General features: G+C 63.5%; 19 protein-coding genes. 12 read left to right on the top strand and 7 right to left on the bottom strand.

The window, feature by feature from the left end:
• Positions 1 to 85: 85 nt before the first annotated feature.
• The 9 genes from FYJ44_RS02365 (at position 86) to FYJ44_RS02405 (ending at position 8,481) form a co-directional block, all read left to right on the top strand.
• Positions 86 to 376 carry a helix-turn-helix domain-containing protein gene (locus FYJ44_RS02365; protein WP_195840932.1) on the top strand — a complete coding sequence of 97 codons (291 nt, stop codon included), beginning with the start codon at positions 86 to 88 and terminating at the stop codon, positions 374 to 376.
• Positions 373 to 630 carry a type II toxin-antitoxin system Phd/YefM family antitoxin gene (locus tag FYJ44_RS02370; RefSeq protein ID WP_154508805.1) on the top strand — a complete coding sequence of 86 codons (258 nt, stop codon included), beginning with the start codon at positions 373 to 375 and terminating at the stop codon, positions 628 to 630. Before FYJ44_RS02365 ends, FYJ44_RS02370 begins: the two co-directional genes overlap by 4 nt.
• A 3-nt stretch (positions 631 to 633) precedes the next feature.
• Positions 634 to 894 carry a Txe/YoeB family addiction module toxin gene (locus FYJ44_RS02375; protein ID WP_288230781.1) on the top strand — a complete coding sequence of 87 codons (261 nt, stop codon included), beginning with the start codon at positions 634 to 636 and terminating at the stop codon, positions 892 to 894.
• A 149-nt stretch (positions 895 to 1,043) separates the two neighbouring features.
• Positions 1,044 to 2,225, top strand: a complete 1,182-nt coding sequence (locus FYJ44_RS02380; RefSeq protein ID WP_154508807.1) for an aminotransferase class I/II-fold pyridoxal phosphate-dependent enzyme — start codon at positions 1,044 to 1,046, stop codon at positions 2,223 to 2,225.
• Between the two features lie 2 nt (positions 2,226 to 2,227).
• On the top strand, positions 2,228 to 3,562 hold the full coding sequence (locus FYJ44_RS02385; RefSeq protein ID WP_154508809.1) for a homoserine dehydrogenase: 1,335 nt from the start codon (positions 2,228 to 2,230) through the stop codon (positions 3,560 to 3,562).
• Between the two features lie 209 nt (positions 3,563 to 3,771).
• A complete protein-coding gene (locus tag FYJ44_RS02390; protein ID WP_154508811.1) occupies positions 3,772 to 4,938 on the top strand; it encodes an ATP-grasp domain-containing protein in 1,167 nt (388 codons plus the stop codon).
• A 6-nt stretch (positions 4,939 to 4,944) separates the two neighbouring features.
• The gene (locus FYJ44_RS02395; RefSeq protein ID WP_154508813.1) at positions 4,945 to 5,382 is read left to right on the top strand and encodes a secondary thiamine-phosphate synthase enzyme YjbQ; all 438 of its coding nucleotides are present in this window, start codon (positions 4,945 to 4,947) and stop codon (positions 5,380 to 5,382) included.
• Positions 5,379 to 7,094, top strand: a complete 1,716-nt coding sequence (locus FYJ44_RS02400; protein ID WP_154508815.1) for a cation:proton antiporter — start codon at positions 5,379 to 5,381, stop codon at positions 7,092 to 7,094. The genes FYJ44_RS02395 and FYJ44_RS02400 overlap by 4 nt, the downstream gene beginning before the upstream one ends.
• Positions 7,095 to 7,251: 157 nt before the next feature.
• Entirely contained in the window at positions 7,252 to 8,481 is a 1,230-nt protein-coding gene (locus FYJ44_RS02405; protein WP_154508817.1) for a DNA polymerase IV, read from the top strand.
• A gap of 173 nt (positions 8,482 to 8,654) precedes the next feature.
• Here the strand turns inward: FYJ44_RS02405 and FYJ44_RS02410 are convergent, their stop codons facing one another.
• Positions 8,655 to 9,449 (bottom strand): TlyA family RNA methyltransferase, encoded by a 795-nt coding sequence (locus FYJ44_RS02410; protein ID WP_154508819.1) that lies wholly within the window; start codon positions 9,447 to 9,449, stop codon positions 8,655 to 8,657.
• Positions 9,450 to 10,083: 634 nt separating this feature from the next.
• On the opposite strand from FYJ44_RS02410, the gene rpmE reads away from it, so the two are divergent.
• The 3 genes from rpmE (at position 10,084) to prfA (ending at position 12,521) form a co-directional block, all read left to right on the top strand.
• A complete protein-coding gene (rpmE, locus tag FYJ44_RS02415; protein ID WP_154508821.1) occupies positions 10,084 to 10,296 on the top strand; it encodes a 50S ribosomal protein L31 in 213 nt (70 codons plus the stop codon).
• A 115-nt stretch (positions 10,297 to 10,411) separates the two neighbouring features.
• Complete coding sequence (locus tag FYJ44_RS02420) at positions 10,412 to 11,326, top strand: DUF1385 domain-containing protein (RefSeq protein WP_154509305.1); 915 nt, start codon at positions 10,412 to 10,414, stop codon at positions 11,324 to 11,326.
• Between the two features lie 115 nt (positions 11,327 to 11,441).
• Complete coding sequence (gene prfA / locus FYJ44_RS02425) at positions 11,442 to 12,521, top strand: peptide chain release factor 1 (protein WP_154508823.1); 1,080 nt, start codon at positions 11,442 to 11,444, stop codon at positions 12,519 to 12,521.
• A gap of 72 nt (positions 12,522 to 12,593) precedes the next feature.
• Here prfA and FYJ44_RS14535 read toward each other — a convergent pair whose 3' ends face one another.
• From FYJ44_RS14535 to pnp, 6 genes are all read right to left on the bottom strand, one after another.
• On the bottom strand, positions 12,594 to 15,371 hold the full coding sequence (locus tag FYJ44_RS14535) for an ATP-binding protein (protein WP_326833663.1): 2,778 nt from the start codon (positions 15,369 to 15,371) through the stop codon (positions 12,594 to 12,596).
• Complete coding sequence (locus FYJ44_RS14540) at positions 15,337 to 16,341, bottom strand: hypothetical protein (RefSeq protein WP_229772465.1); 1,005 nt, start codon at positions 16,339 to 16,341, stop codon at positions 15,337 to 15,339. Before FYJ44_RS14540 ends, FYJ44_RS14535 begins: the two co-directional genes overlap by 35 nt.
• A 427-nt stretch (positions 16,342 to 16,768) precedes the next feature.
• Complete coding sequence (locus tag FYJ44_RS02435) at positions 16,769 to 17,731, bottom strand: SPFH domain-containing protein (RefSeq protein ID WP_154508825.1); 963 nt, start codon at positions 17,729 to 17,731, stop codon at positions 16,769 to 16,771.
• A gap of 159 nt (positions 17,732 to 17,890) precedes the next feature.
• Positions 17,891 to 18,367 carry an NfeD family protein gene (locus tag FYJ44_RS02440; protein ID WP_154508827.1) on the bottom strand — a complete coding sequence of 159 codons (477 nt, stop codon included), beginning with the start codon at positions 18,365 to 18,367 and terminating at the stop codon, positions 17,891 to 17,893.
• A gap of 78 nt (positions 18,368 to 18,445) precedes the next feature.
• Positions 18,446 to 19,432 carry a hypothetical protein gene (locus FYJ44_RS02445; RefSeq protein ID WP_154508829.1) on the bottom strand — a complete coding sequence of 329 codons (987 nt, stop codon included), beginning with the start codon at positions 19,430 to 19,432 and terminating at the stop codon, positions 18,446 to 18,448.
• A gap of 84 nt (positions 19,433 to 19,516) precedes the next feature.
• A complete protein-coding gene (pnp, locus tag FYJ44_RS02450; RefSeq protein WP_154508831.1) occupies positions 19,517 to 21,754 on the bottom strand; it encodes a polyribonucleotide nucleotidyltransferase in 2,238 nt (745 codons plus the stop codon).
• Between the last annotated feature and the right edge of the window lie 63 nt (positions 21,755 to 21,817).

The following is a 21,817-nucleotide window of genomic DNA, read 5'->3' on the forward strand; positions in this document are numbered from 1 at the left end:
AATTCTTCCCATCCGCCGTCACCGGATGCGCTACGGGGGACTGTCAGGCGTGCTTGCGGGCGTTCACGCTAGCGGGAGGTGCCTCGTGAACACCACGCTGGCCCAGCGTTTGCGGCTTGTGCGCGGCAAAACGCCCCAGGCGGAATTCGCCGGGAAGGTGGGCATTCACAAGAGTTCGTGGGGGCGGTACGAGCGGGGCGAAGGTGAACCTGTCGGTTCGGATTTGATAAAAATATGCTCCGTTTGTGATATCAATCCGCAGTGGCTGCTGCTGGGCCAGGGGCTGATGCCGCAACGTATGCCGGCCCTGCCTCGGGCGGCGCTTGACCTTCTTCTTTGTTGTACGTATTTTTGTACAAAAGGAAGCCCGCCATGAGCCAAGCCATCACCTATTCCGAAGCCCGCCAGAATCTGGCGGAAACCATGGACCGCGTGTGCGACACACATGCGCCTGTGATCATCACCCGCCGCAAGTCCCGGCCTGTGGTCATGCTTTCGCTGGACGACTACAGCAGTCTGGCTGAAACCGCGTATCTGCTGCAAAGTCCGGCCAACGCCGAACGCCTGCGGGCGGCCCTGCGCGCCGCCGATGAAGGGCAAACCAGACGTCACAACCTTGATGAGGCGTGAAGCGTGCTGTTGGCCTGGACACCGCAAGCCTGGGAAGATTATCTGTATTGGCAGCGCACGGACAAAAAAATCCTCAAGCGTGTTAACGAACTCATCCGTGATGCGCTCCGCGACCCCTGCTCCGGACTCGGCAAGCCGGAGGCACTGAAATTTGATCTCGGCGGCTGCTGGTCCCGGCGTGTGGATCTCACCCACCGCCTTGTCTATCGCGTGGACGAAGCCGCCGGTGCGCTTGTTGTGCTGCAGTGCCGTTATCACTACTGACAAGCGGCCCTTCCCCTCCCGCCTTCCCGGCAAATCCCTTTACAAAAAGACGCGCCGCCAGCTATTCTGCCGGGCAAGCCGGGCCGCGCGCCGTGCGCGCCCGTCCCCCCCGGGTCCGGGGGCCCGGCTCAAACCAAGCGAGAAGGAAGATGGAAGAGTTTTCGCGTATCCAGCGGCTGCCCCCCTATGTCTTTGCGGTGGTGGGCGATCTCAAGATGAAGCTGCGACGGCAGAATGTCGACATCGTGGATTTCAGCATGGGCAATCCCGACATTCCCACGCCGGGCCATGTGGTGGACAAACTGGTGGAGGCCGCGCAAAAGCCGGTCAATCACCGCTATTCCCTGTCCAGGGGCATCCCCAATCTGCGCAAGGCCGTCTGCGACCGCTACGCCCGCCTCTACGGCGTGGAACTGGACCCGGAGAGCGAAGCCATCGTGACCATGGGCTCCAAGGAAGGTCTGGCCCACCTTTCTCTGGCCATGCTGAATCCCGGCGACGTGGTGCTGGCCCCGGACCCCACCTATCCCATCCATAAATACGCGCCGATCATCGCGGGCGCGGACGTGCGCAGCGTGCCCATCGGGCCGGGCCGCGACTTTTTTGAAGACCTGACCACCGCCACCCGGCAGGCCTGGCCCAAACCCAAGCTGCTCTTCCTCTGCTACCCGCACAATCCCACCACCGAAGTGACGGACCTGGACTTTTTCCGCAAGGTGGTGGCCTTCGCCAAGGAGAACAATCTCTGGGTGGTCCACGATCTGGCCTACGCCGATCTGGTCTTCGACGGCTACAAGGCTCCCAGCTTCCTCCAGGCCGAAGGGGCCAAGGATGTGGGCGTGGAGTTCTACAGCCTGTCCAAGAGCTATTCCATGCCCGGCTGGCGGGTGGGCTTCTGCCTGGGCAATCCGCGTCTGGTGCATGCGCTGGCCCGGATCAAGAGCTATCTGGATTACGGCATCTTCCAGCCCATCCAGATCGCCGCCACCGTGGCCCTTAACGGACCGCAGGACAGTGTGGACGAGATCCGGGAGGTCTACCGCGAACGCCGCGACCGGCTCATCGAGGGCCTGGGCCGCATCGGCTGGGAAGTGCCGTCGCCCAAAGCCACCATGTTCGTCTGGGCGCGCATTCCCGAAGCTTTCCGCAAGATGGGTTCCGTGGAATTTTCCAAACTGTTGCTGACCGAAGCGCAGGTGGCCGTGTCGCCGGGCCTGGGTTTCGGTTCCTACGGCGACGAGTACGTGCGTTTCGCCCTCATTGAAAACGAGCACCGCACCCGGCAGGCCGTCAGCAATATGCGCCGCCTGCTCTCGGGCGCGCCGGAGTAGACATGACGAAAGCCAACGAAAGCAAACCCCTGGTGGCCGGTCTGGCCGGTTTCGGCACGGTGGGCGGCGGCCTGGCCCGCCTGCTCAAGGAAAACGCGGACATCATCCGCCGCCGCACGGGCCGCGACATCGTGGTCAAACGGGTCCTGGTGCGCAACGCCCAGAAAGCCCGTAACGTGCCCCTGCCCGAGGGCGCGGAACTGACCACCGATCCGGCGGCGCTCACCGACGATCCGGATATCGACGTGCTGGTGGAGCTCATCGGCGGCATCGACCAGGCCCGCGCGCTTATCGACCGCGCCCTGGACCAGGGCAAGCACATCGTCACCGCCAACAAGGCCCTGCTGGCCGAAGAGGGTCTGGCGCTCTTCCAGAAGGCCGAGCGCAAAAAGCGCATCCTGCGCTATGAGGCCAGCGTGGCCGGGGCCATCCCCATTGTCCAGGCCCTCAAGGAAAGCCTCACGGGCAACCGCATCGAGTCGCTCATGGGCATCCTCAACGGCACCAGCAATTACATCCTGTCCGAGATGACCTCCAACGGTCTGGATTTCGACGTGGCCCTCAGGCAGGCCCAGGAGTTGGGCTATGCGGAGGCCGATCCCACCCTGGACATCGACGGCCACGACGCGGCCCACAAGCTGATTCTGCTGATCCGTCTGGCCTACGGGGTCAATTATCCCTATACGGCCCTGTCCGTGCGCGGCATCCGGGGGCTTTCGTCCCTGGACATCCGCCTGGCGCGCGAATTCGGCTACCGCATCAAGCTCATCGGCCAGGTGCGCGAAGTGCGCTGCCCGGAAGGCAGGGATTGCAGGGACGATGGTCCTATCCGGCTGGAGGCCGGGGTGTTTCCGGCTCTGGTGCATCACACCTTTCTGCTGGCGCGCGTGGGCGGCGTGTACAATGCCGCGCGTGTGGAGGCCAATGCCGCCGGGGCGCTCTTCTTCCACGGGCGCGGGGCCGGGGACCTGCCCACGGCCGGGGCCGTGCTGGCCGACCTGATGGCCGTGGCCCGCGAGGAGCGGCCCAACAACACGGGCTTTGTGGGCAGGGATCTGCCCAAGGCCGCCATTGTGCCGCCCGAGGAATGGCGCTCCTGCTACTACGTGCGGGTGATGGTCCAGGACGCGCCCGGCGTGCTGCGGGATATTTCCGGCTGCATGGCCGCCGAGGGCATCAGCGTGGCCCAGATGATCCAGAAGACCGACGAGGGCCATGGCGTGCCCCTGGTCTTCATGACCCACGAAACCTCGGCACAGGCCATGAGCGACGCGCTCCAGCGCACGGTGGACGCGGGCCTGCTCAAGGAACCGGCGGTGTATTTCAGGGTGCTGTAGGGCACGGCCGGACGCGGCTGTTCCCGATTGGAAAGAGCCTGATACAGGAATATTTGCGCGGTCTTGCGGGCTTGGCGAAAACCGCCAGCCCCGCAAGACGCGCGGGCTATATTCTTTCGACCTTGCCTTACCATCCCGGCATTCTTCCGACTGCCCGCCGGGGCCGCCCGTGTAACAATCAGACAGCCACAGCGGAGCCACATCCAGCCATGATTATTCTCGATGAACCCTATGTTTCGCCGGAACTGGCGGCCTACGCCGCCGCCCGGCAAGAACCCGTGCTGGACAACGCCACGGCCCGCGCCTGTGCCCGCGACTACGGCGCGGCCCTCAACCTGACGCCTGAGGACGCCTTTGCGAGCCTCTGCCGGGGGGACGCGCCGCGTCTGTACACTTGCTCGGAAAACGCGCTGGACTGGGTGTACGCGCATTCCGGCAACAACGCGCTGGTGGAGCGCGTCCGGCGGCTCAAGGACAAGGCCGTCTGCCGCGAGCGGCTGGCCCCACTCTATGCCGATTTTTTCTTCCGCCAGGTTACCCTGGAAGAACTGGCGGCGCTGCCTTTCGAGGCGCTCAAGGTCCCCTGCGTGCTCAAACCGGCGGTGGGTTTTTTCAGTCTGGGCGTCCACCGCATTGAAAACGCGGCCCAGTGGGAGGCGGCCAAAGTCGCCGTGGCCCGCGACGCGGCCCTCTGGCGCGAGCAATATCCGCCCGAAGTGGTGGGCGGTGGCCGTTTTCTGCTGGAGGAATACATTCAGGGCGAGGAATACGCCGTGGATGTCTATTACGACCGGCAGGGCCGGGCCGTGGTCTGCAACATCCTGCGGCACGAGTTTTCCTCGGATGCGGACGTCAGCGACCGGCTCTACTACACCAGCCGGGAGATCATCGAGAGCCGCCTGAACGAGTTCGAGGCATGGTTCAACCGGGTCAACGGCCCGCTGGGACTGCGCAATTTTCCGGTCCACGTGGAGCTGCGCCGGGACGCCGGGGGCCGCATCGCGCCCATTGAGTTCAATCCACTGCGTTTCGCGGGCTGGTGCTCCACGGACGTCAGCCTCTTTGCCTGGGGTTTTCATTCCTACGGCTGTTTTCTGGAAGACACGCGCCCGGACTGGGAACGCGTCCTGGCCGGAAAAGAGGGCCTGCTCTACACCCTGATGGTCCTGAACAAGCCCGAAAACTGTCCGCCGGTGCGCGATTTCGACTACGACGCCCTGTGTCGGGATTTCGGCAAGGTGCTGCATTTGCGGCCCTGTGATTTCAGGCGCTTCTCCCATTTCGGCTTTCTGTTCACTGAAACCCCGGCCGACCGGCGCGAGGAACTGGACCGCATTATCCGTTCCGACCTTACGGAATACATTCAGCAGGAATAGATATATATGCATAAACTCACATTTGACACCCGCGCGCGTTGTGAAATGCGCGACATCACCCCGGAACTGCGCGCCTTCACGGAACGCATGGCCCGCGAACACGGGCGGCGGCACGGGGCGCTGGCCCTGTTCTGCCCGCATACCACCTGCGGCCTGACAGTCAACGAGGGCGCGGACCCGGACGTGCGGCGAGACATGCTGGCCTTCTTCAGTCGCCTCGCGCCGGAACACGGCGACTACCGCCATGCCGAGGGCAACAGCGACGCGCACATCAAGGCCAGCCTGCACGGCCCCTCCCTGCTGCTTCTGGTGGAGGACGGCGAACTGCGCCTGGGCACGTGGCAGGCTGTCTATCTCTGCGAGGGCGACGGCCCGCGCCGCCGCTCCCTCTGGTTGCAATGGCTGCCCGGCGAGGCCGGAGAGCATGAGGGGGATCGGGCATGAGCGGCTCTCATGAAGTGACCCTGATCCTGACCTTGGCCGGAGGGCTGACCGCCGCCCTGGTCCTGGGTTTCATCACCCAGAAGATGCGTCTTTCTCCTCTGGTGGGCTATCTGCTGGCTGGCGTGCTGGTGGGGCCGCATTCGCCGGGCTTTGTGGCCGACGCGGCTACGGCGTCCCAGTGCGCGGAGATCGGCGTGATCCTGCTGATGTTCGGCGTGGGCCTGCATTTTCACCTCAAGGATCTGCTGGCCGTGCGCAATATCGCCGTGGCCGGGGCCGTGGCCCAGATCGGCCTGTGCACCGCGGCCAGCATGGGTGTTTTGTCTCTGTTCGGCTTTTCGCCCTTGGCCGGAGCCGTGTTCGGCATGTCCATTTCCGTGGCCAGCACCGTGGTGCTGACCCGCGTGCTTTCAGACAACCACGCCCTGCACACCCGCACCGGGCACGTGGCCCTGGGCTGGCTGGTGGTGGAGGATCTCTTCACCATTCTGCTGTTGGTGCTGCTGCCCGCCGTGCTCACGCCCGACGGCGGCGGCAGCGGCAATTTCTGGTCCGCGCTGGGGCTGACCCTGATCAAACTGGCCGCACTTTCCGTGTTCACCCTGGTGGTGGGCCAGAAGCTGATCCCGATTTTTCTGGGCTATGTGGCGCGCACCGGCACCCGCGATCTCTTCACTCTGGCGGTCATCGCTCTGGCGTTGGGCATCGCCGTGGCCGCCGCGTACTTTTTCGACGCCTCCATGGCGCTGGGCGCGTTTCTGGCCGGCATGGTAGTGGGCCAGTCTGATTTCAGCGCCCGCGCCGCCGCCGAAGCCCTGCCCCTGCGCGACGCCTTCGCCGTGCTCTTTTTCGTCTCCGTGGGCATGCTTTTCGACCCGGCGGCCCTGCTCGGCGACTGGCCCCTGATGCTGGCCACGCTGGGCATCATCATCGTCATCAAACCCCTGGCCGCGCTGGGCATGACCCTGCTGTTCAGAAAGCCGCTGCGTCTGGGCCTGTCCGTGGCCGTGGCCCTGGGCCAGGTCGGCGAATTTTCCTTCATCCTGGCGGCCATGGGCATCAGCTATGGTCTGTTCGGGCAGGAAGTGAACAACGCCATCATCCCGGCGGCCATGATTTCCATCACCCTCAATCCCCTGCTGTACCGGCGCATTGAGCGTACGGCCCGCTGGCTGGAGATGCACGGTCCGGCCTGGCTCTCGCGCTCGCCCCTGCCGCATCTGTCCGCTGAAGCTGTGGAGGGCGACGGCTCCCAGCGCGTGGTCGTGGTGGGTTACGGCCCGGTGGGCCGCAACCTCTGCCGCATCCTGCGCGACAGGGGCATCACCCCGGTGGTGATAGAGAACAACATCGACACGGTGCGCGCGCTACGCACCCAGGGCCGTCCGGCGGTGCACGGCGACGCGACCCAGGCCGAGGTGCTGCGCGAGGCCGGACTGGAGCGGGCCGAGGCCCTGCTGTTGACCACCCCGGCCATTCCGGCCCGCGAAGTGACGCCCATCGCCCGCGCGGTCAATTCCGGCATCCGCATTCTGGCCAATACCGCCTTTCTGAGTGAGGCCCGCCGCCTGCGTGAACTGGGCGTGGCCGAAGTCTTCAGCGGCGAACGGGAAGTGTCGCTGGCCATGTCCGAATTTCTGCTGCACGAACTCGGAGCCGCGGACGCCTATGTGCAGAGTGAGCTCGGGCGGCTGCGCGAGGAGCTGGAATAGCCGTGCCATGTTCTTTTGTCCGTTGACTGCGTCAGGCGAGCTTTTTATTCCGGTCGAGGACCGGAAGAGTCCACTCCCGTCATAAAATGCTCGCCTTCCTTGCCAGCGGGCAAAATTCCTATGGCACGGCCTTGCTGGAGGCAACACCGGATTCGGCATGATTCTGCACCTGGACATGGACGCCTTTTTTGCCGCTGTGGAGCAAATGGACAACCCGGAACTGCGCGGCAAGCCGGTGATCATCGGCGGCGGCCTGCGCGGGGTGGTGTCCACGGCTTCCTATGAGGCGCGGGTCTTCGGCGTGCATTCGGCCATGCCCATTGTCACGGCCCGGCGGCTCTGCCCGCAGGGCATTTTCGTCCACGGCCGTCGCCGCCGCTATGCCGAGCTTTCGCGCGCCATCATGACGGCGCTGGGCGATTTTTCCCCTCTGGTGGAACCGGCCAGCATCGACGAGGCCTATCTGGACGCCACGGGCCTGACGCGCCTGTTCGGACCTCTGGAAGAGCTTATCGCGCGCATCAAGACCAGGGTGGCCGAGGTTACGGGCGGACTGACCTGCTCGGTGGGGGCCGCGCCCGTGAAATTTCTGGCCAAGATCTGTTCGGACGTGAACAAGCCCGACGGCGTGTTCATTCTGCGGCCCGAGGAGGTGGACGCTTTTCTGCTGCCGCTGGAAGTGGGCCGTCTGCCCGGCGTGGGGCGGCGCATGGTGGGCAGTCTGCGCGATCTGGGCATTGTGACCGTGGCCCAGTTGCGCCGCTACAGCCCGGAATTTCTGGAAGGCCGCTACGGCAAATGGGGCCGGGCGCTCTACGAGCGGGCCCACGGCATTGACCCGCGTCCGGTGACGCCCGAGCGCCCCGTGAAGAGCGAGAGCGCGGAATGCACCTTTGAGCGGGATACCCGCGACCGGGAGTTTCTTGTCCGCATGCTGCTGGCCCACGCCGAGCGGGTGGGGGCCTCCCTGCGGCGGCATCAGCTCAGCGGCCGGACCATCACCCTGAAGGTCAAGTTCGCGGACTTCCGCCAGATCACCCGTTCCCGCACCCTGCCGGAAGCCACCAACGCCACGGAAACCATCTTTGAGACGGGCCGGGACCTGCTGCGCGAACTCCGACTGGCCCAGCCCGTGCGGCTCATCGGCCTGGGCGTCTCCGGTTTTGAGGAAAATCCGGTCCAGTTCCTGCTGCCGGGTCTTGCGGGCGGCGCGGCGGGGGGCCGTGACGGCCGCGATCCGCAGCGGGAGGCCCGGCGGCGCAAGCTGGATCAGGCCCTGGACACCCTGCGGGGGCGCTTCGGCAAGGAGGCCGTGCAGCGGGGGCGGCTGTTCCGGCAGGAAAAGGCGGATACGCCGGAAGCGGGCGGCGTGACGAAAAAGAAGTGATTTCGGCGGCTAGAGCGTTTTAATTTTGAAACGCTCTAACGAGGCTGCACAGCAGCCTCGCGCCACTCCGCCGCGTAACAGCGTAAAAGCTATGCTGTTACGCTGTTACGCGGCGGAGTGGGCGTGTCTTTACACTTTGAAATGTACAACATTTCAAAGGTAATCCGCTCTGTTCAGCCCCGCCGGTTCTTCCGGAACAGGGCCATGTATTCCTGATTGCCCTTGGGGCCCTTGACGGCGGCGGGCAGCACGCCGTCGGAGGCCAGATCCAGGTTCGCGGCGCAGAATGTCAGGATTTTGTCCACCGCGCGCTGCCGGGCGGCCTCGTCGCGTACCACGCCCTTGACCGTCTCGCCCGGTCCCAGTTCAAACTGGGGCTTGATCAGCACCGCCGCCAGACCGTCGGGCTTCAGCCAGATCATGCAGGGCGGCAGCACCAGGGTCAGGGAGATAAAGGAGACGTCCGCCACCACCAGATCCACGGCTTCGGGAATCAGCTCCGGCGGCGCGTGGCGCAGGTTCACGCCCTCCAGACTGACCACCCGGGAATCGGCGCGCAGCTTTTCATGGAGCTGGTTGCGGCCCACGTCCACGGCGTAGACCCGTCCGGCCCCGCGCTGGAGCAGGCAGTCCGTGAAACCGCCGGTGGAAGCCCCGGCGTCCAGGCAGACCAGACCGGTCACGTCCAGATGAAAATGTTCCAGAATGGTCAGCAGCTTGTAGGCTCCCCGGCTCACGTAACGCTCGCTTTCCAGCAGGGCGAAGCGCGTGTCGGCGGGGTAGGGATGACCGGGTTTGGGCACGCGTTGCGGCGGCGCTCCGGGCGGCAGCAGGGGGCGGCCGTCCGGAGCGGTGGGGGAGAGGACGATCTGACCGGCCATGATCAGGCGGCGGGCCTGTTCCCGGCTTTCGGCCAGGCCTTGTTCAAAGGCCAGTTGATCGGCGCGCTGGCGCTTGTCTTTGGGCATGGGGCAGGTATAGCCGCTCGGGGCGGCGTCGGCAAGGGCGCGTTGCGCGCACGGCGGGCCAGAGAGGTCTGAATCATATGATTTTATTATGTTATTGACTGTGATTATCCGGCAAAGCCAGCCTGCTGCGCGTTGCCTCCGTCAGCCGTCGCTTTTTGCTGCTCACGTACTTAGATGCGCTGCGCGTAAAAGAGCGACGGTTTCTTTGGCAGCCCACAACATTCTTAGTGTTATCGGATTCTCACAGTGTCGGCCATCAGCCTCCGCTATGCTCCGGCGGAGCAAGGCTGGTTTTGCCCAACCCTGCCGCAATGCCTGCTTGTTAAAATAACAACCTGAATCTGTTGCAAATAAGAAGGTCGGTACTCTTATTTTCTCACTGCGTGCCGCAAACACATTCTCACTATTTCCCCCTTGACCTCAAGGCCGGGTCATAACGTCTGTACCCCCGCAGGCGTCGCCCGCCGCGCTTGCCAAAGCGCGCAAAGGAGGCTATATATGTCGTCCCTGTCTGATATTCCCTTCAGGCCGGGTAAAAAAATTGCGCGGCGTCCGTAAAGGTCAGGCCCCGCCGGTCATTCCGGCGACAGGGCCGCTGGAAGCTAGGTCCGGCCGACTGCGACGAGGTTCTGCCATGAAAAAAGACATCCATCCCAAAGTGTTCAAAGCCACCATCACCTGCGCCTGCGGCCATGAAGAGCAAGTGCTCTCCACCAAGGGCGAACAGATCCATGTGGAAGTGTGCTCCGCCTGCCATCCCTTTTTTACCGGCAAGCAGCGCTTCCTGGATACGGCCGGCCGCATTGACCGCTTCCGTAAAAAATACGCCAAATTTGAACAGAAGTAAGCGTAACCCGACCGGACGCTCGCGTCTGGCCCCGCCGCCGGGTTTCGTGTCCGGCCTGCTGGCTCTTTTGCCCTGCCTGACGGCCGACTGCCCCGCTGTGGGCGGTCAGGCCGTCATGGAGGGCGTGATGATGCGCAACGGGGACACCTATGGACTGGCCGTGCGCCGTCCGGACGGCGTCATCCGCGCCCAGCGCCTGCCCTGGTTCTCCCTGACCCGCCGCGCCTGGCTCAAAAAGCCTTTTGTCCGGGGCTTTCCGATTCTGCTGGAAACCCTGGTCAACGGCATCCAGGCCCTGAACCGCTCGGTGGAAGCCGCGGCCCAGAGCGAGGAGGAAGAGCTTTCGGGCTGGCATCTGGCCCTGAGCCTGGGGCTGGCCCTGGTCATGGCCATCGCGCTTTTTGTGGTGGCCCCGCATCTGCTCTCGCTGGTCATGCTCTGGCTGCACTTGGGCGGCGACGTGGAAGGCCTGTCCTTCCACCTCTGGGACGGTTTTTTCAAGTGCTGCATTTTCATGGGCTATATCCGGCTGATCTCCTATGTGCCGGATATCCGCCGCGTGTTCCAGTACCACGGGGCCGAGCACAAGACCATCCACGCCTTTGAGGCCGGGGGCGAGGTCAGCGCGGCCAGCGCCGCCGGCATGAGCCGTTTGCACCCGCGCTGCGGCACCACCTTTCTGCTGTTCGTGATCTGCATTTCGATCATTCTGCACGCGGTGCTGGTGCCCCTGCTGCTGATGATCCACACGCCGCAGAACATGGTGGCCAAGCATGCCCTGACTATTTCCTTCAAGCTTCTGCTCATGGCGCCCATCAGCGCCTTGGCCTATGAGCTGATTCGCTACGCGGCGCGTCTGCCCGACGGTTTCTGGGCCACGCTGCTGCGCGCGCCGGGGCTGGCCCTGCAACGCCTGACCACTTACGAGCCGGATGCAGCTCAGCTGGACGTGGCCGTCGTGGCCCTGCGCGAGGCTCTGGGGCCGGACGCCGGGGCCGGGATACGCACCGCGCCGTATTTGGAAGGCTGACCTTTTTCCCAACCCGCCGGGATTGTCCGGACTGTTCCCGCGTGAGCGGCGGCGTCTGTGACGGACGTTTCCGTTTTTTTCATTTTTTGCGCAGCCTGCGTGCTGGAGATCGTATATGTTCGCCAAACTGGAAGGCCTTGAAAAGAAATACATGGAGCTGGAAGAGGCTCTGGCTCAGCCCGACGTGTTCAACGATCAGGAGCACTACCGCAAACTGACCAAGGCTCATGCCGACCTGCGCGAAATTGTGGAGCTGTTCCGCACCCACCGGGCCTTGCAGCAGGAACTGGCCGAAAACAAGCAGATGCTGCATGACGAGGATCCGGGCATCCGGGAGATGGCCCATGAGGAGATCCGCCGGGCCGAGAGCGAGTTGCCCCGGATTGAACAGGCCCTCAAGGTGGCCCTGCTGCCTACGGACCCGCTGGACGAAAAGAATACCATTCTCGAAATCCGGGCCGGAACCGGCGGCGAGGAGGCGGCTTTGTTCGCGGCGGACCTTTTCCGCATGTACACCCGTTATGCCGAGCTTCAGGGCTGGAAAACGGAAATCATGAGCGAGTCGCCGTCCGAGTCGGGCGGCTACAAGGAAGTCATCTGCCTGATTTCCGGCGAACGGGTCTACAGCCGCCTCAAATTCGAGGCGGGCACCCACCGCGTGCAGCGCGTGCCCGCTACCGAAACGCAGGGCCGCATCCACACCTCGGCGGCCACCGTGGCCGTGATGCCCGAGGCCGAGGAAGTGGACGTGGAGATCCGGCCTGAAGATCTGCGCATTGATATTTACCGCGCTTCCGGCGCGGGCGGGCAGCACGTCAACAAAACGGAATCCGCCGTGCGCATCACGCATCTGCCCACCAACACGGTGGTCACCTGCCAGGACGAGCGCTCCCAGCACAAAAACAAGGCCCGGGCCATGAAAGTGCTGGCCTCACGCATTCTGGCCGCCGAGCGCGAACGCCAGAATGCGGAGCTTTCCGCCGACCGCAAGGCCCAGGTGGGCTCGGGCGACCGCTCCGAACGCATTCGCACCTACAATTTTCCGCAGGGCCGTTGCACGGATCACCGCATCAACCTGACCCTGTATTCTCTGGACCGGATCATGGAAGGCGAACTGACCCCGCTGTTTGACGCCTTGTCCACGGCGGCGCAGACCGAGGCGCTCAAGATCCAGGCCGACGATATGGCTTCGTAGCGGGAACGGCTTGAAAAAATGTATTTCCGGCGGTTGCGGCACAGCCTTGCACAGGCGTGCCGCAACCGCTTTTTATGTCGCCGGGCGGCTGTCGCGGTCTTTCCGCAGCAGCGTTTCCAGCACTTCCATGAGCTTGTCGTTTTCAAGCGGCTTGGCGAGATGGCCGTTCATGCCGCTGGCCAGCACCAAGTCCACATCTTCCTTGAAGGCATAGGCGGTCAGGGCGACGATGGGCACGGCGCCGGCGTCGGGCCGGTCCATGGCGCGAATGGCCTTGGCCGCGGCATAGCCGTCCATTTTGGGCATTTGCAGATCCATCAGAATCAGGTCGTAGAAATTCTCGGGCGACTCGGCGAACATGGCCACGGCTTCCGTTCCGTCACTCGCCTGGTCAATATCCAGACCCAAATGCGAGAGCTGCTCAATGACGATGATGCGGTTGATTTCCACGTCATCCGCCAGCAGAATGCGCTTGCCCGCGAGCTTGACTGGACTCGCGCCGGGCCGGGCTTCTTCTTCCGGGCTGTTTTTCGCTTCCTTGAGCCAGAGGGCGAAGGAAAAGTCGCTGCCCTTGCCCTCGGCGCTCGTCACGCTGATTTTTCCGCCCATATGCTCGATGATGCTCTTGCAGATGGAAAGCCCGAGGCCCGTGCCGCCGTAGGCGCGGGAAATGTGGCTGCCGCCCTGCTCAAAGGGCTGGAACAACGTTTTGAGCATTTCGTCGGATATGCCCACGCCGTTGTCCCGCACGAGGAAGGAAACCAGCCGTTCCCCCTCCCGTTTGTCCTCCTGCCGTACCCGGAAATGGATCTTCCCGAGTTCCGGCGTGAACTTGGTCGCATTGCCCAGCAGGTTGATCAATACCTGGCGCAGGCGCAACGAGTCCGCCTTCAGATACGGCGCGTCCTCAAGACCTTCCACGGAAACCGTGAAGGTGATGTTTTTTTCATCGCAGCGGGGGCGGATGATGTTCTCCACACTGTCCACCAGCTTGTGGAGCGCGAAACTGTCCTCGCTCAGTTCAATTCTGCCCGCCTCAATTTTGGAGATATCCAGAATGTCGTTGAGCAGACCCAGCAGATGCCGTGAGGAAATTTCTATCTGATTCGCGCAGGTCAGAAGCTCGTCAGGGGGGCCGCCCGCGTGCAGCTTTTTCCTGGCAATGTTGACCATGCCGATGATGGCGTTCATGGGCGTGCGTATTTCGTGGCTCATCCGGGCCAGGAAGGAGCTTTTGGCCTCGCTGGCCTTGTTGGCGGTGACGCAGGCCGCCTCCAGCTCCGTCTGGATATGGCGCAGTTCCTTTTCCACGGCGACGCGTTGCGAAACGTCGCGCGCCACGCCCAACAGGGCCAACACCTCGCCTTTGGCGTTAAATCTGGGCAAGCGGACTATATCCATATGCTCAGTGTGGCCGTCGGCGAAGCTCACCTTTTCTTCCGTGTACAGGGGGACGCGGCTTTCTATGGCCGCGCGGAAGTTTGCCTGAGCCCTGGCGGCCTCCTCGGGCGGGAAGACGGCGGAGGAGGGCAGGCCGCGGATTTGCTCGGGCGTCTTGCCGACGAGCGATGCGAAGCGGGGATTGACCGCCTGATAATTGCCTTCACTGTCCTGGTACCAGAGGATGTCCGGCGAATTGACGAATATGGCTTCCAGCAGGGCGCGTTGCTGCTCAATGCGCTTCTGTTCCTCGATGATGGCCGTGACGTCGGCGGTATGGACGAGATGGCCCGTAGCAACGCCCTGGCCGTCCGTCAGTTTTTCGGCGTGGCCCTGATAGTAGCGGTCGTTGTGCAGGAGCACCTCCGGTTCAACGCCGCGCGCCAGGCATTCCAGCGGACAGAAGGAGGTGCCGGGAGGGAAGATGGTGTTTTCCGCATAGGGCCTGCCCACGACGTCTTCCAGACGCTTGCCGATCAGGGCCAGTCCGGCTTCGTTCATGTACACCAGGTTGCCCGAGAGATCGACGATGCTGAGCGGACCCTTGTCGCTGTCTACCAGGCTGTCCGCCAGACCGTCAAAGGAGTCGGACAAGGCCCCCATTTCATCCTTGACCGGCGCATGAAAGCGGAACTGCCGTTCGCCCGCGCGGAAGCGCGAAATGCCCCGGACCATTTGCGCGATGCGCCGGGTAAAGACCGAGGCCATCCAGATGGCGACAAGAATGACCAGCACGGACATGAAGGCCGTGGACGCGGACAGGCGCATGGCGGTCTGCCAGAGATTCTGGCCGATAGCCTGGTAGGTGTCTTCCGCCAGGGCGGACAATTCCTTGTCCGTGCCTTCGACGAGGTTTTCCAGGGTCGCCTGGGTTCCCATGGCCGGGCGGTGAAAATCTTCCAGCCCGGCGCCCACGGCCACAAAGCCGAAGCCACGGGGGCTTTTGCCGTACTGGCCGGTATAGTAGGGGATGGCCGCCGCCGTGTTCAGCTTCCACAGGCCGCTCCAGGGAATCCGGAAGGAGCCGGACCCCCCGTTTTTGGTCAGGTCGAACCAGCCGGTGCACTGCGGCGCGAAATTCAGATAGCGGCAGTCAAGGCCCACAAGCCCCCGGCGGGTCAGCTCCGCCGCCGGTTTTTTGCTGTTGGACTGGGCCTGGAAGGTGGGCGCGTCCTCGATGAAATCGGCATAGCTTTTGCCGCTGTCCTGCCATTCCTCATAAATATGCTCTTCAAGCCAGGGCACCTGCGGATCGCCGCTCACGGCGTCGTACCCGGCGATGGAGTGGTGCCGGGGATGGCAGATGCTGCGGCCCTTGTGGTCCCAGATGAAGGCGTAATTGCCTTCAAAGGCGTCGGGCAGTTCCGTGTACCGCTCAAGCATGGGGGTCAGCCGGTCCACGAATTCCATGAGATGGTCGTGGTCCAGGGCAAGGGTGACATAGCCCGCGATCACGCCGTCGCGCAGTACCGGCGTGGCCCAGCGTACAAGGCCCTTGAAGCGCCTGCCGTTGGGATTTTCCTTGCCGGCATAGGCCTGCTTTTCCGGCTCGTAGGGAAGCCCGAGCCGCTCCAGGTTCTCGGGCGTGTACATGCCGATGAAGTTTGTGCCCACATTCGCCGATGACGTCGGAAACATAAATTTCACCGGCTTTGAGCTTTTTGAGCTCGGCGAAATAGGTTTCCGCCCTGACATAGGTATTGCGCCTGTCGGCCACGTTCCTGAGCTTCGGGGACATGCGCGGCGATGTGGTCACCTTGACGCGCTCCATGCCCTTGGTGTCCACAAAGGTCATTTCAAGAAAAAGCGGCCGGGACTCGCGTTCAAACCGGTCGGGCGGCCTGTAGTGAAAACTGTAGTTGTTTTCCTCGTTGGAAGGATCGACCGAGGGCGAGTGCGGCGGCTCGGCCGCGCGTTGCCATGAGCGGCCGTCAGCCGCCAGTTCCCACCGGCCGGGCTTGACGACGCGGCTCCGCTTTCGCTCTATGAAGTTGCGGTATTGGGTTTCGTCCGGCGGCAGGTCGGCGGCGAAAAGAATATCCGTGTCACGGGCGTACAGAAAGTCGGCCACGGCACGGGCCGCGTCGGTGCTCATGCGTTCGATTTCGTCGGTGGCCCGGTTGTCCAGAGCTTCCACCGCGTCCCTGACCGCGATCTTGCCGGTATGGTCCAGAGCTTCCACGGCTTTGCGGGAAATTTCCGCCGTGCGGGTTTTGAGCGCTTCGCCCAGCTCCCGGGATTGCATCCAGGCCAGCAGGGCCAGCAGGACCAGAGGCAAGACCTTGATGACAGCGAAAAGACTGATCAGCTTGGCGCGCATGCCGAAGCCGAGGTCCGCCAGCTTTTTTTCCAAACGTACTATCAGAGGAATTTTTGCCATAGTTATTATGCTCTGTTGCCATTGCTATGATGCGCAACCGCTGGGGAAAATTCAGAAAAATATAGAAGGAAGGGACATGTTCGCTTTTGTAAATGATAAACATTTTTGCCATATTTCGACATATATTTTTTATAATATGAAGTGAAATATTACGCAATAGGGATAGATATGCAAATAAAATAGCAGGCGCACTATCAAAACGTAGTGAGTACAGGGAGCAATGTCATATTTTTACTATATCAAGGGTTATTATGCAAATATTGTGCCAGTTGAGACGAAAAACGCACGGGCGTCGGCCCGCTGGCGGCGGTATGGCGGCGGAGTAACCAAAAGGGCGAAAATGCGCCGCGCGGGCCGTCTCGCTTGAGACAGCCCGCGCGTAAGGGAGGGATGAGCAACGCGCCGCTTTGCGGCGCGTTTGAAAACCTCAGTTTTTGCCCGGCTCTCGCTCGGCGGAGAGGCCGTGGCCCGGCTTGATGATTTTGGTCATGGTGGCCACCATACCGGCCGCGTCGGCCACGTCGGCGGGAATGATCATGCTGTTGCCCGTCTTGGCCAGTTTGCCGAATTCGTTAATGTAGGCCTCGGCCAGACGGAGCTGGGCGGCGGCCACGCCGTCGTTGCCCAACTGGTCGCCCACGATGCGCAGACCTTCGGCCGTGGCGGTGGCCACGGTGCGGATCTGGGCCGCTTCGCCTTCGGCCTGGTTGATCATGGCCTGCTTCTGGCCTTCGGACTGAGCAATGGCGGCAGCCTTGGCGCCTTCAGCCCGGTTGATCTGCGACTGCATCTCGCCTTCCGATTCGGCGATGGTGGCGCGCTTTTCGCGTTCGGCGCGCATCTGCTTTTCCATGGCTTCCATCACCGTGGCCGGGGGCGTGATGTCGCGGATTTCGTAACGCAGCACCTTCACGCCCCAGGGCGCGGTGGCCGCGTCCAGGGCTTCCACCACTTCCTGGTTGATGCGGGTGCGTTCCTCAAAGGTTTTGTCCAGTTCCAGCTTGCCGATGACCGAGCGCAGCGAAGTCTGGGCCAGTTGGATGGCGCCCCATTCGTAGTCGGAAATGCCGTAGGCGGATTTCTCCGGCGTGATGACCTGAAGGTAGAGTACGCCGTCAATGTCCACGCTGACGTTGTCGCGGGTGATGCAGGTCTGCTTGGGCACGTCCAGCACCTGCTCCTTGAGGCTGCGCTTGTAGGCGGTCACGTCCACAAAGGGCAGCAGCAGGTGAAAGCCCGCATAGAGCACCTTGTGGAATTTACCCAAGCGCTCCACCACGTAGGCGGACTGGTTGGGCACTACCACGGCGGTTTTGATCAGAACGATGATGACCAGCACGGCCAGCAGGAACAGCCAGCCGAATTGGCCGAAGGAATCAAAGAGAGACATAAACGCTCCAGAAAGTTTTTCTTGAAGTACGGACCAGGTGGAAGGCCGCTGGTTCAGCAGCCTCATGTGTGTTCCAGGCCAGGTCGAAACAGCCGCGAAAAAGTGCGCCGCAATGATGGGCATTATGCGCCTCCAGGCAGTGCGGCGCGGTTGGGGGCGCTATGAGCGTTCTCCCCCCGAAGGATCCTCGGAAGGCGTTACCCGCAGCAGCAGAGCGTCGCCGGGCTGGGTGCCGAGCACGCGCACTGCGCGGCCCGCGTGAATTTCCGTTTCCGCCACGGCCCGCCAGAAACTGCCGTCAATGCTCACTTCGCCCACTTCGCCGGGGCGCAGGGTTTTGCTGACGACGCCCACGCGCTCCGTCAGCGGGTGGGACGGGGCATGCGCGCCCTGATCGTCGACGCGATGCGCGCGGCCGCCGAAGACGGCCCGCAGATGGCGGCGCAACAAAAGCAGGGTGAGCAGCGAAACAAGGATGAACAGGACAAGCTGCCAGTTCAGGGGAAGGTCCAGCAGCGCGGCGCACGCCGTGACCCAGGCCCCGGCGCCGAAAAAGATCAGCACCAGGGTCGGGGCCATCAGCTCGACAAGCAGAAAAGCAAGGCCCAGCAAAAACCAGAGCAGAGGCGCGCTCATGCCGCGCAGCCCGCCTGTTTGCGGCGTGCCGGCCGGCCGGCCTCCGGCGGCAGCTGCGGGGGCGCGCCGTGAGCGCGCCTACTGCTGCGGGCCCTGATCAATATCAATGATACGCGCCTGCAACCAGACATAGGCATCCACTTCCTGACCTTTTTCCGGCTCAAAGTCGCCCAGCACCATTTTGGAGACATAGAGCGCAAGACGCATGGGCTCGCGGGTTTCAAAGGGAAAGCTCAGATACAGAAGCTTGAGCGGCATTTTTTCCAGCTGGCAGTCCTGCACTTCCTCAATGACGGCGCGCAGCTGGTATTCGCAGAAGCGGCGGCCCGGCATGATCAGATGGCGGCCCGCCACTTCGACCTTGAGCGGCGGCACGTCCAGCCTGGATTTGCCTGGATTTTCGGCCAGCCAGGCCTCGGCGTAGGCCTCGAAACGCGGCCCCTGGGTGATGGTCACTTCGTCCAGCAGGGCCTTGCGCAGCCCGTAGGCCAGACCGGCCAGCAGAAAGGTGTGGGTGATGCCGGGCGTGAGGTCGTCGTGGTCCCGTCCGTAGAGCGGGTCAAAGAACCACATGGGGTTCTTGCCTTCGACCATGCTCACGGCCACGTTGGCGCCCAGGCCGCTTTCCCAGGGATGCACCTCTTCCACGGTGAGGTCGTTGGGCAGGCCGTCCAGCAGGGGCACGACGCTGACCGGAGTCAGCTTGCCGCCTTCCTCGCCGGCCACCAGCACCGAGGCGCGCACAGGCTGGTCCTTGGGCCAGGCCATCAGCACATGGTCCCTGCCGCCGCGTTTCCACTGCCAGGAGGGACGCGTGCCGCCCTCGTGCAGCACCGTGCCCACCACCTGCGGCATGACCGCCGCCGGGTTCTGGCCGGTGAGCACGGCCCAGGCGTCGCCCAGACCTTCGAAATGGGTACGGTTCTTGCTCTGAAGCATGGCTTCCATTTCTTCAGGGCTGGCTTCCCGTGCGTCGGGATTCGTGTCGTCGGCCTGGGCCACTTTCACAAACTGCTCGCCGCCGGCGGCAGTTTCGGGCAGAGTTTCCTTGCTTTTTTTGGGCATGCGAAAAGTCCCCGTCTGCTCTCTGTCCGGCCCGCCGTCCTCCCGCAAGGGGAGAACAACGGGCCGGGATGCTCAATATCCGAATCAGCGCCGTCCGCCGCGGTCTCCACGATCGCCGCCGCGATCACGGCCGCGTCCGCCTCGGTCATGCCTGTCGCCCCGGTCGGAGCGAGGCGGGCGGGCGGTCTCCTCGGGATTCCAGGGGTGGCCCTGTTCCTCCAGGAGCACGGCCTTGCGACTGGCGCGGATGCGGTCGCCGTTGATCTCAATGACCTTGACCAGCATGTCCTCGCCCAGACGCGCCACGTCGCCGGGCTGTTCCACGCGGTTCACGTCCAGCTGGGACACATGGACCAGGGCTTCCACATTGGGCAGCACTTCCACAATGGCCCCGATTTCCATGACCTTGCGCACCTTGGCCAGGTAGTTCTTGCCCAGATCCGGGCGCTGGTCGTAGTAGGCCACCATTTCACGGGCCTTTTCCAGGGCTTCGGCCGTGGGCGCGAAAATGGACACCCGGCCGGAATCCTCAATGTCGACGGACGCGCCGGTGGCCGCGGTGATGGCTTTGATGTTCTTGCCGCCGGGGCCGATGATCAGCCGGATGATGTCCGGATTTACAAAGACTTCGGCGTGCTGCGGCGCGAAGCGCGAGAGCTCCTTGCGGGGTTCGGCGATGGCCTTGGCCATTTCGGCCAGAATGTGCAGGCGGCCTTCGCGGGCCTGCTGCATGGCCGCGCGCATGATGTCTGTGGTCAGGCCGGTGATCTTGATGTCCATCTGCACGCCGGTGACGCCTTCGGCCGTACCGGCGATCTTGAAGTCCATGTCGCCCAGCGCGTCCTCGTCGCCCAGAATGTCGGTGAGCACGATGAACTTGTCGCCTTCCTTGATCAGGCCCATGGCCACGCCCGCCACCGGCGCGCTGACCGGCACGCCCGCGTCCATCAGGGAGAGGGAGCCGCCGCAGACCGCCGCCATGGAGGAAGAGCCGTTGGATTCCATGGTTTCGGCCACCACGCGCAGGGTGAAGGGAAAGTCCGCGTCAGCGGGCAGAATGGGCCGCAGGGATTTTTCCGCCAGGGCGCCGTGGCCGATCTCGCGGCGGGACACGCGCACCATCTTGACCTCGCCCACGCAGTAGGGCGGGAAGTTGTAGTGCAGCATGAAGCGCTTGGTCACGTCGCCGGTGAGCGAATCCATGCGCTGCTCGTCCGTGGAGGAGCCGAGGGTGGTCACCACCAGGGACTTGGTCTCGCCCCGGCGGAAGAGCGCCGAGCCGTGCGCCCGGGGCAGCACCCCGGTCTGGATCTGGATAGGCCGCACGCTTTTGGTGTCGCGGCCGTCAATGCGCGTGCCCTCGTTGACGATGCGGGCGCGCACCAGGGTTTTTTCCATGCCGCCGAGAATGTCGCCCACGCTCTTCAGCGCGGCCTCGTTTTCGGCCCAGGCCGGATCGGCCTTGAGGGCTTCCATAACCTTGTCCTTCACGGCCTTGCGGGCGTCCTTGCGCGGCAGCTTGTCCGGCACGCGCAGGGCTTCTTCAATGCCGGCCTCGCGGGCCAGCTCCTGCACCCGCGCCACCAGGGCCGGGTCGTCCTCATGCGGGGTGAAGGCCATCTTGGCCTTGCCGCAGAGTTCGCGCAGCTGGAGCTGGGCGTCGATGAGCGGCTGGATTTCCTTGCGGCCCCAGTCCAGAGCTTCAATGATCACGTCCTCGGGCAGGAAGCGGGCGTCGCCTTCCACCATGGTCAGGGCGTCGCGCGAGGCCGCGAAGAGGATGTTCAGATCGCTCTGGGCCTGCTGCTCAAAGGAGGGATTGAGCACGAACTGGCCGTTGACCCGGCCGATGCGGCCGCCCGCCACCGGGCCTTCGAAGGGCAGGGGCGAAACCATCAGGGCCGCCGACGCGCCGGTGAGGGCCAGCACGTCGGATTCGTTCTCCTGGTCGGCGGAAATCACGCTGGCCAGCACCTGCACGTCTTCGTGCAGGCCTTTGGGGAAGAGCGGGCGGATGGGCCGGTCGATGAGGCGCGCCACCAGGGTCTCGCGCTCCGAGGGGCGGCCGATCTCGCGGCGGAAGAAGCTGCCGGGGATGCGCCCGGCGGCGTACATTTTTTCGGAATACTCCACGGTGAGCGGGAAAAAGCCCTTGTCGAACTCCAGCGGCTGGGAGCAGACCGTCACCAGCACCACCGTGCCGCCGCACTGCATCCAGACCGCGCCGTGGGCCTGATTGGCCATGCGGCCGCACTCGAAAATGATTTCCTTGCCGCCCACCTGGGCCATAACCCTGGTGGGATTGAAAATATCCTGTAACATTCCAGAATCCTTTGCTCGTGCGAAGGGGATTCCGGCAAAAACGGGCAAACGGAATGAGCATTC

The organism is Desulfovibrio porci (assembly GCF_009696265.1).
Lineage (GTDB): Bacteria > Desulfobacterota > Desulfovibrionia > Desulfovibrionales > Desulfovibrionaceae > Desulfovibrio > Desulfovibrio porci.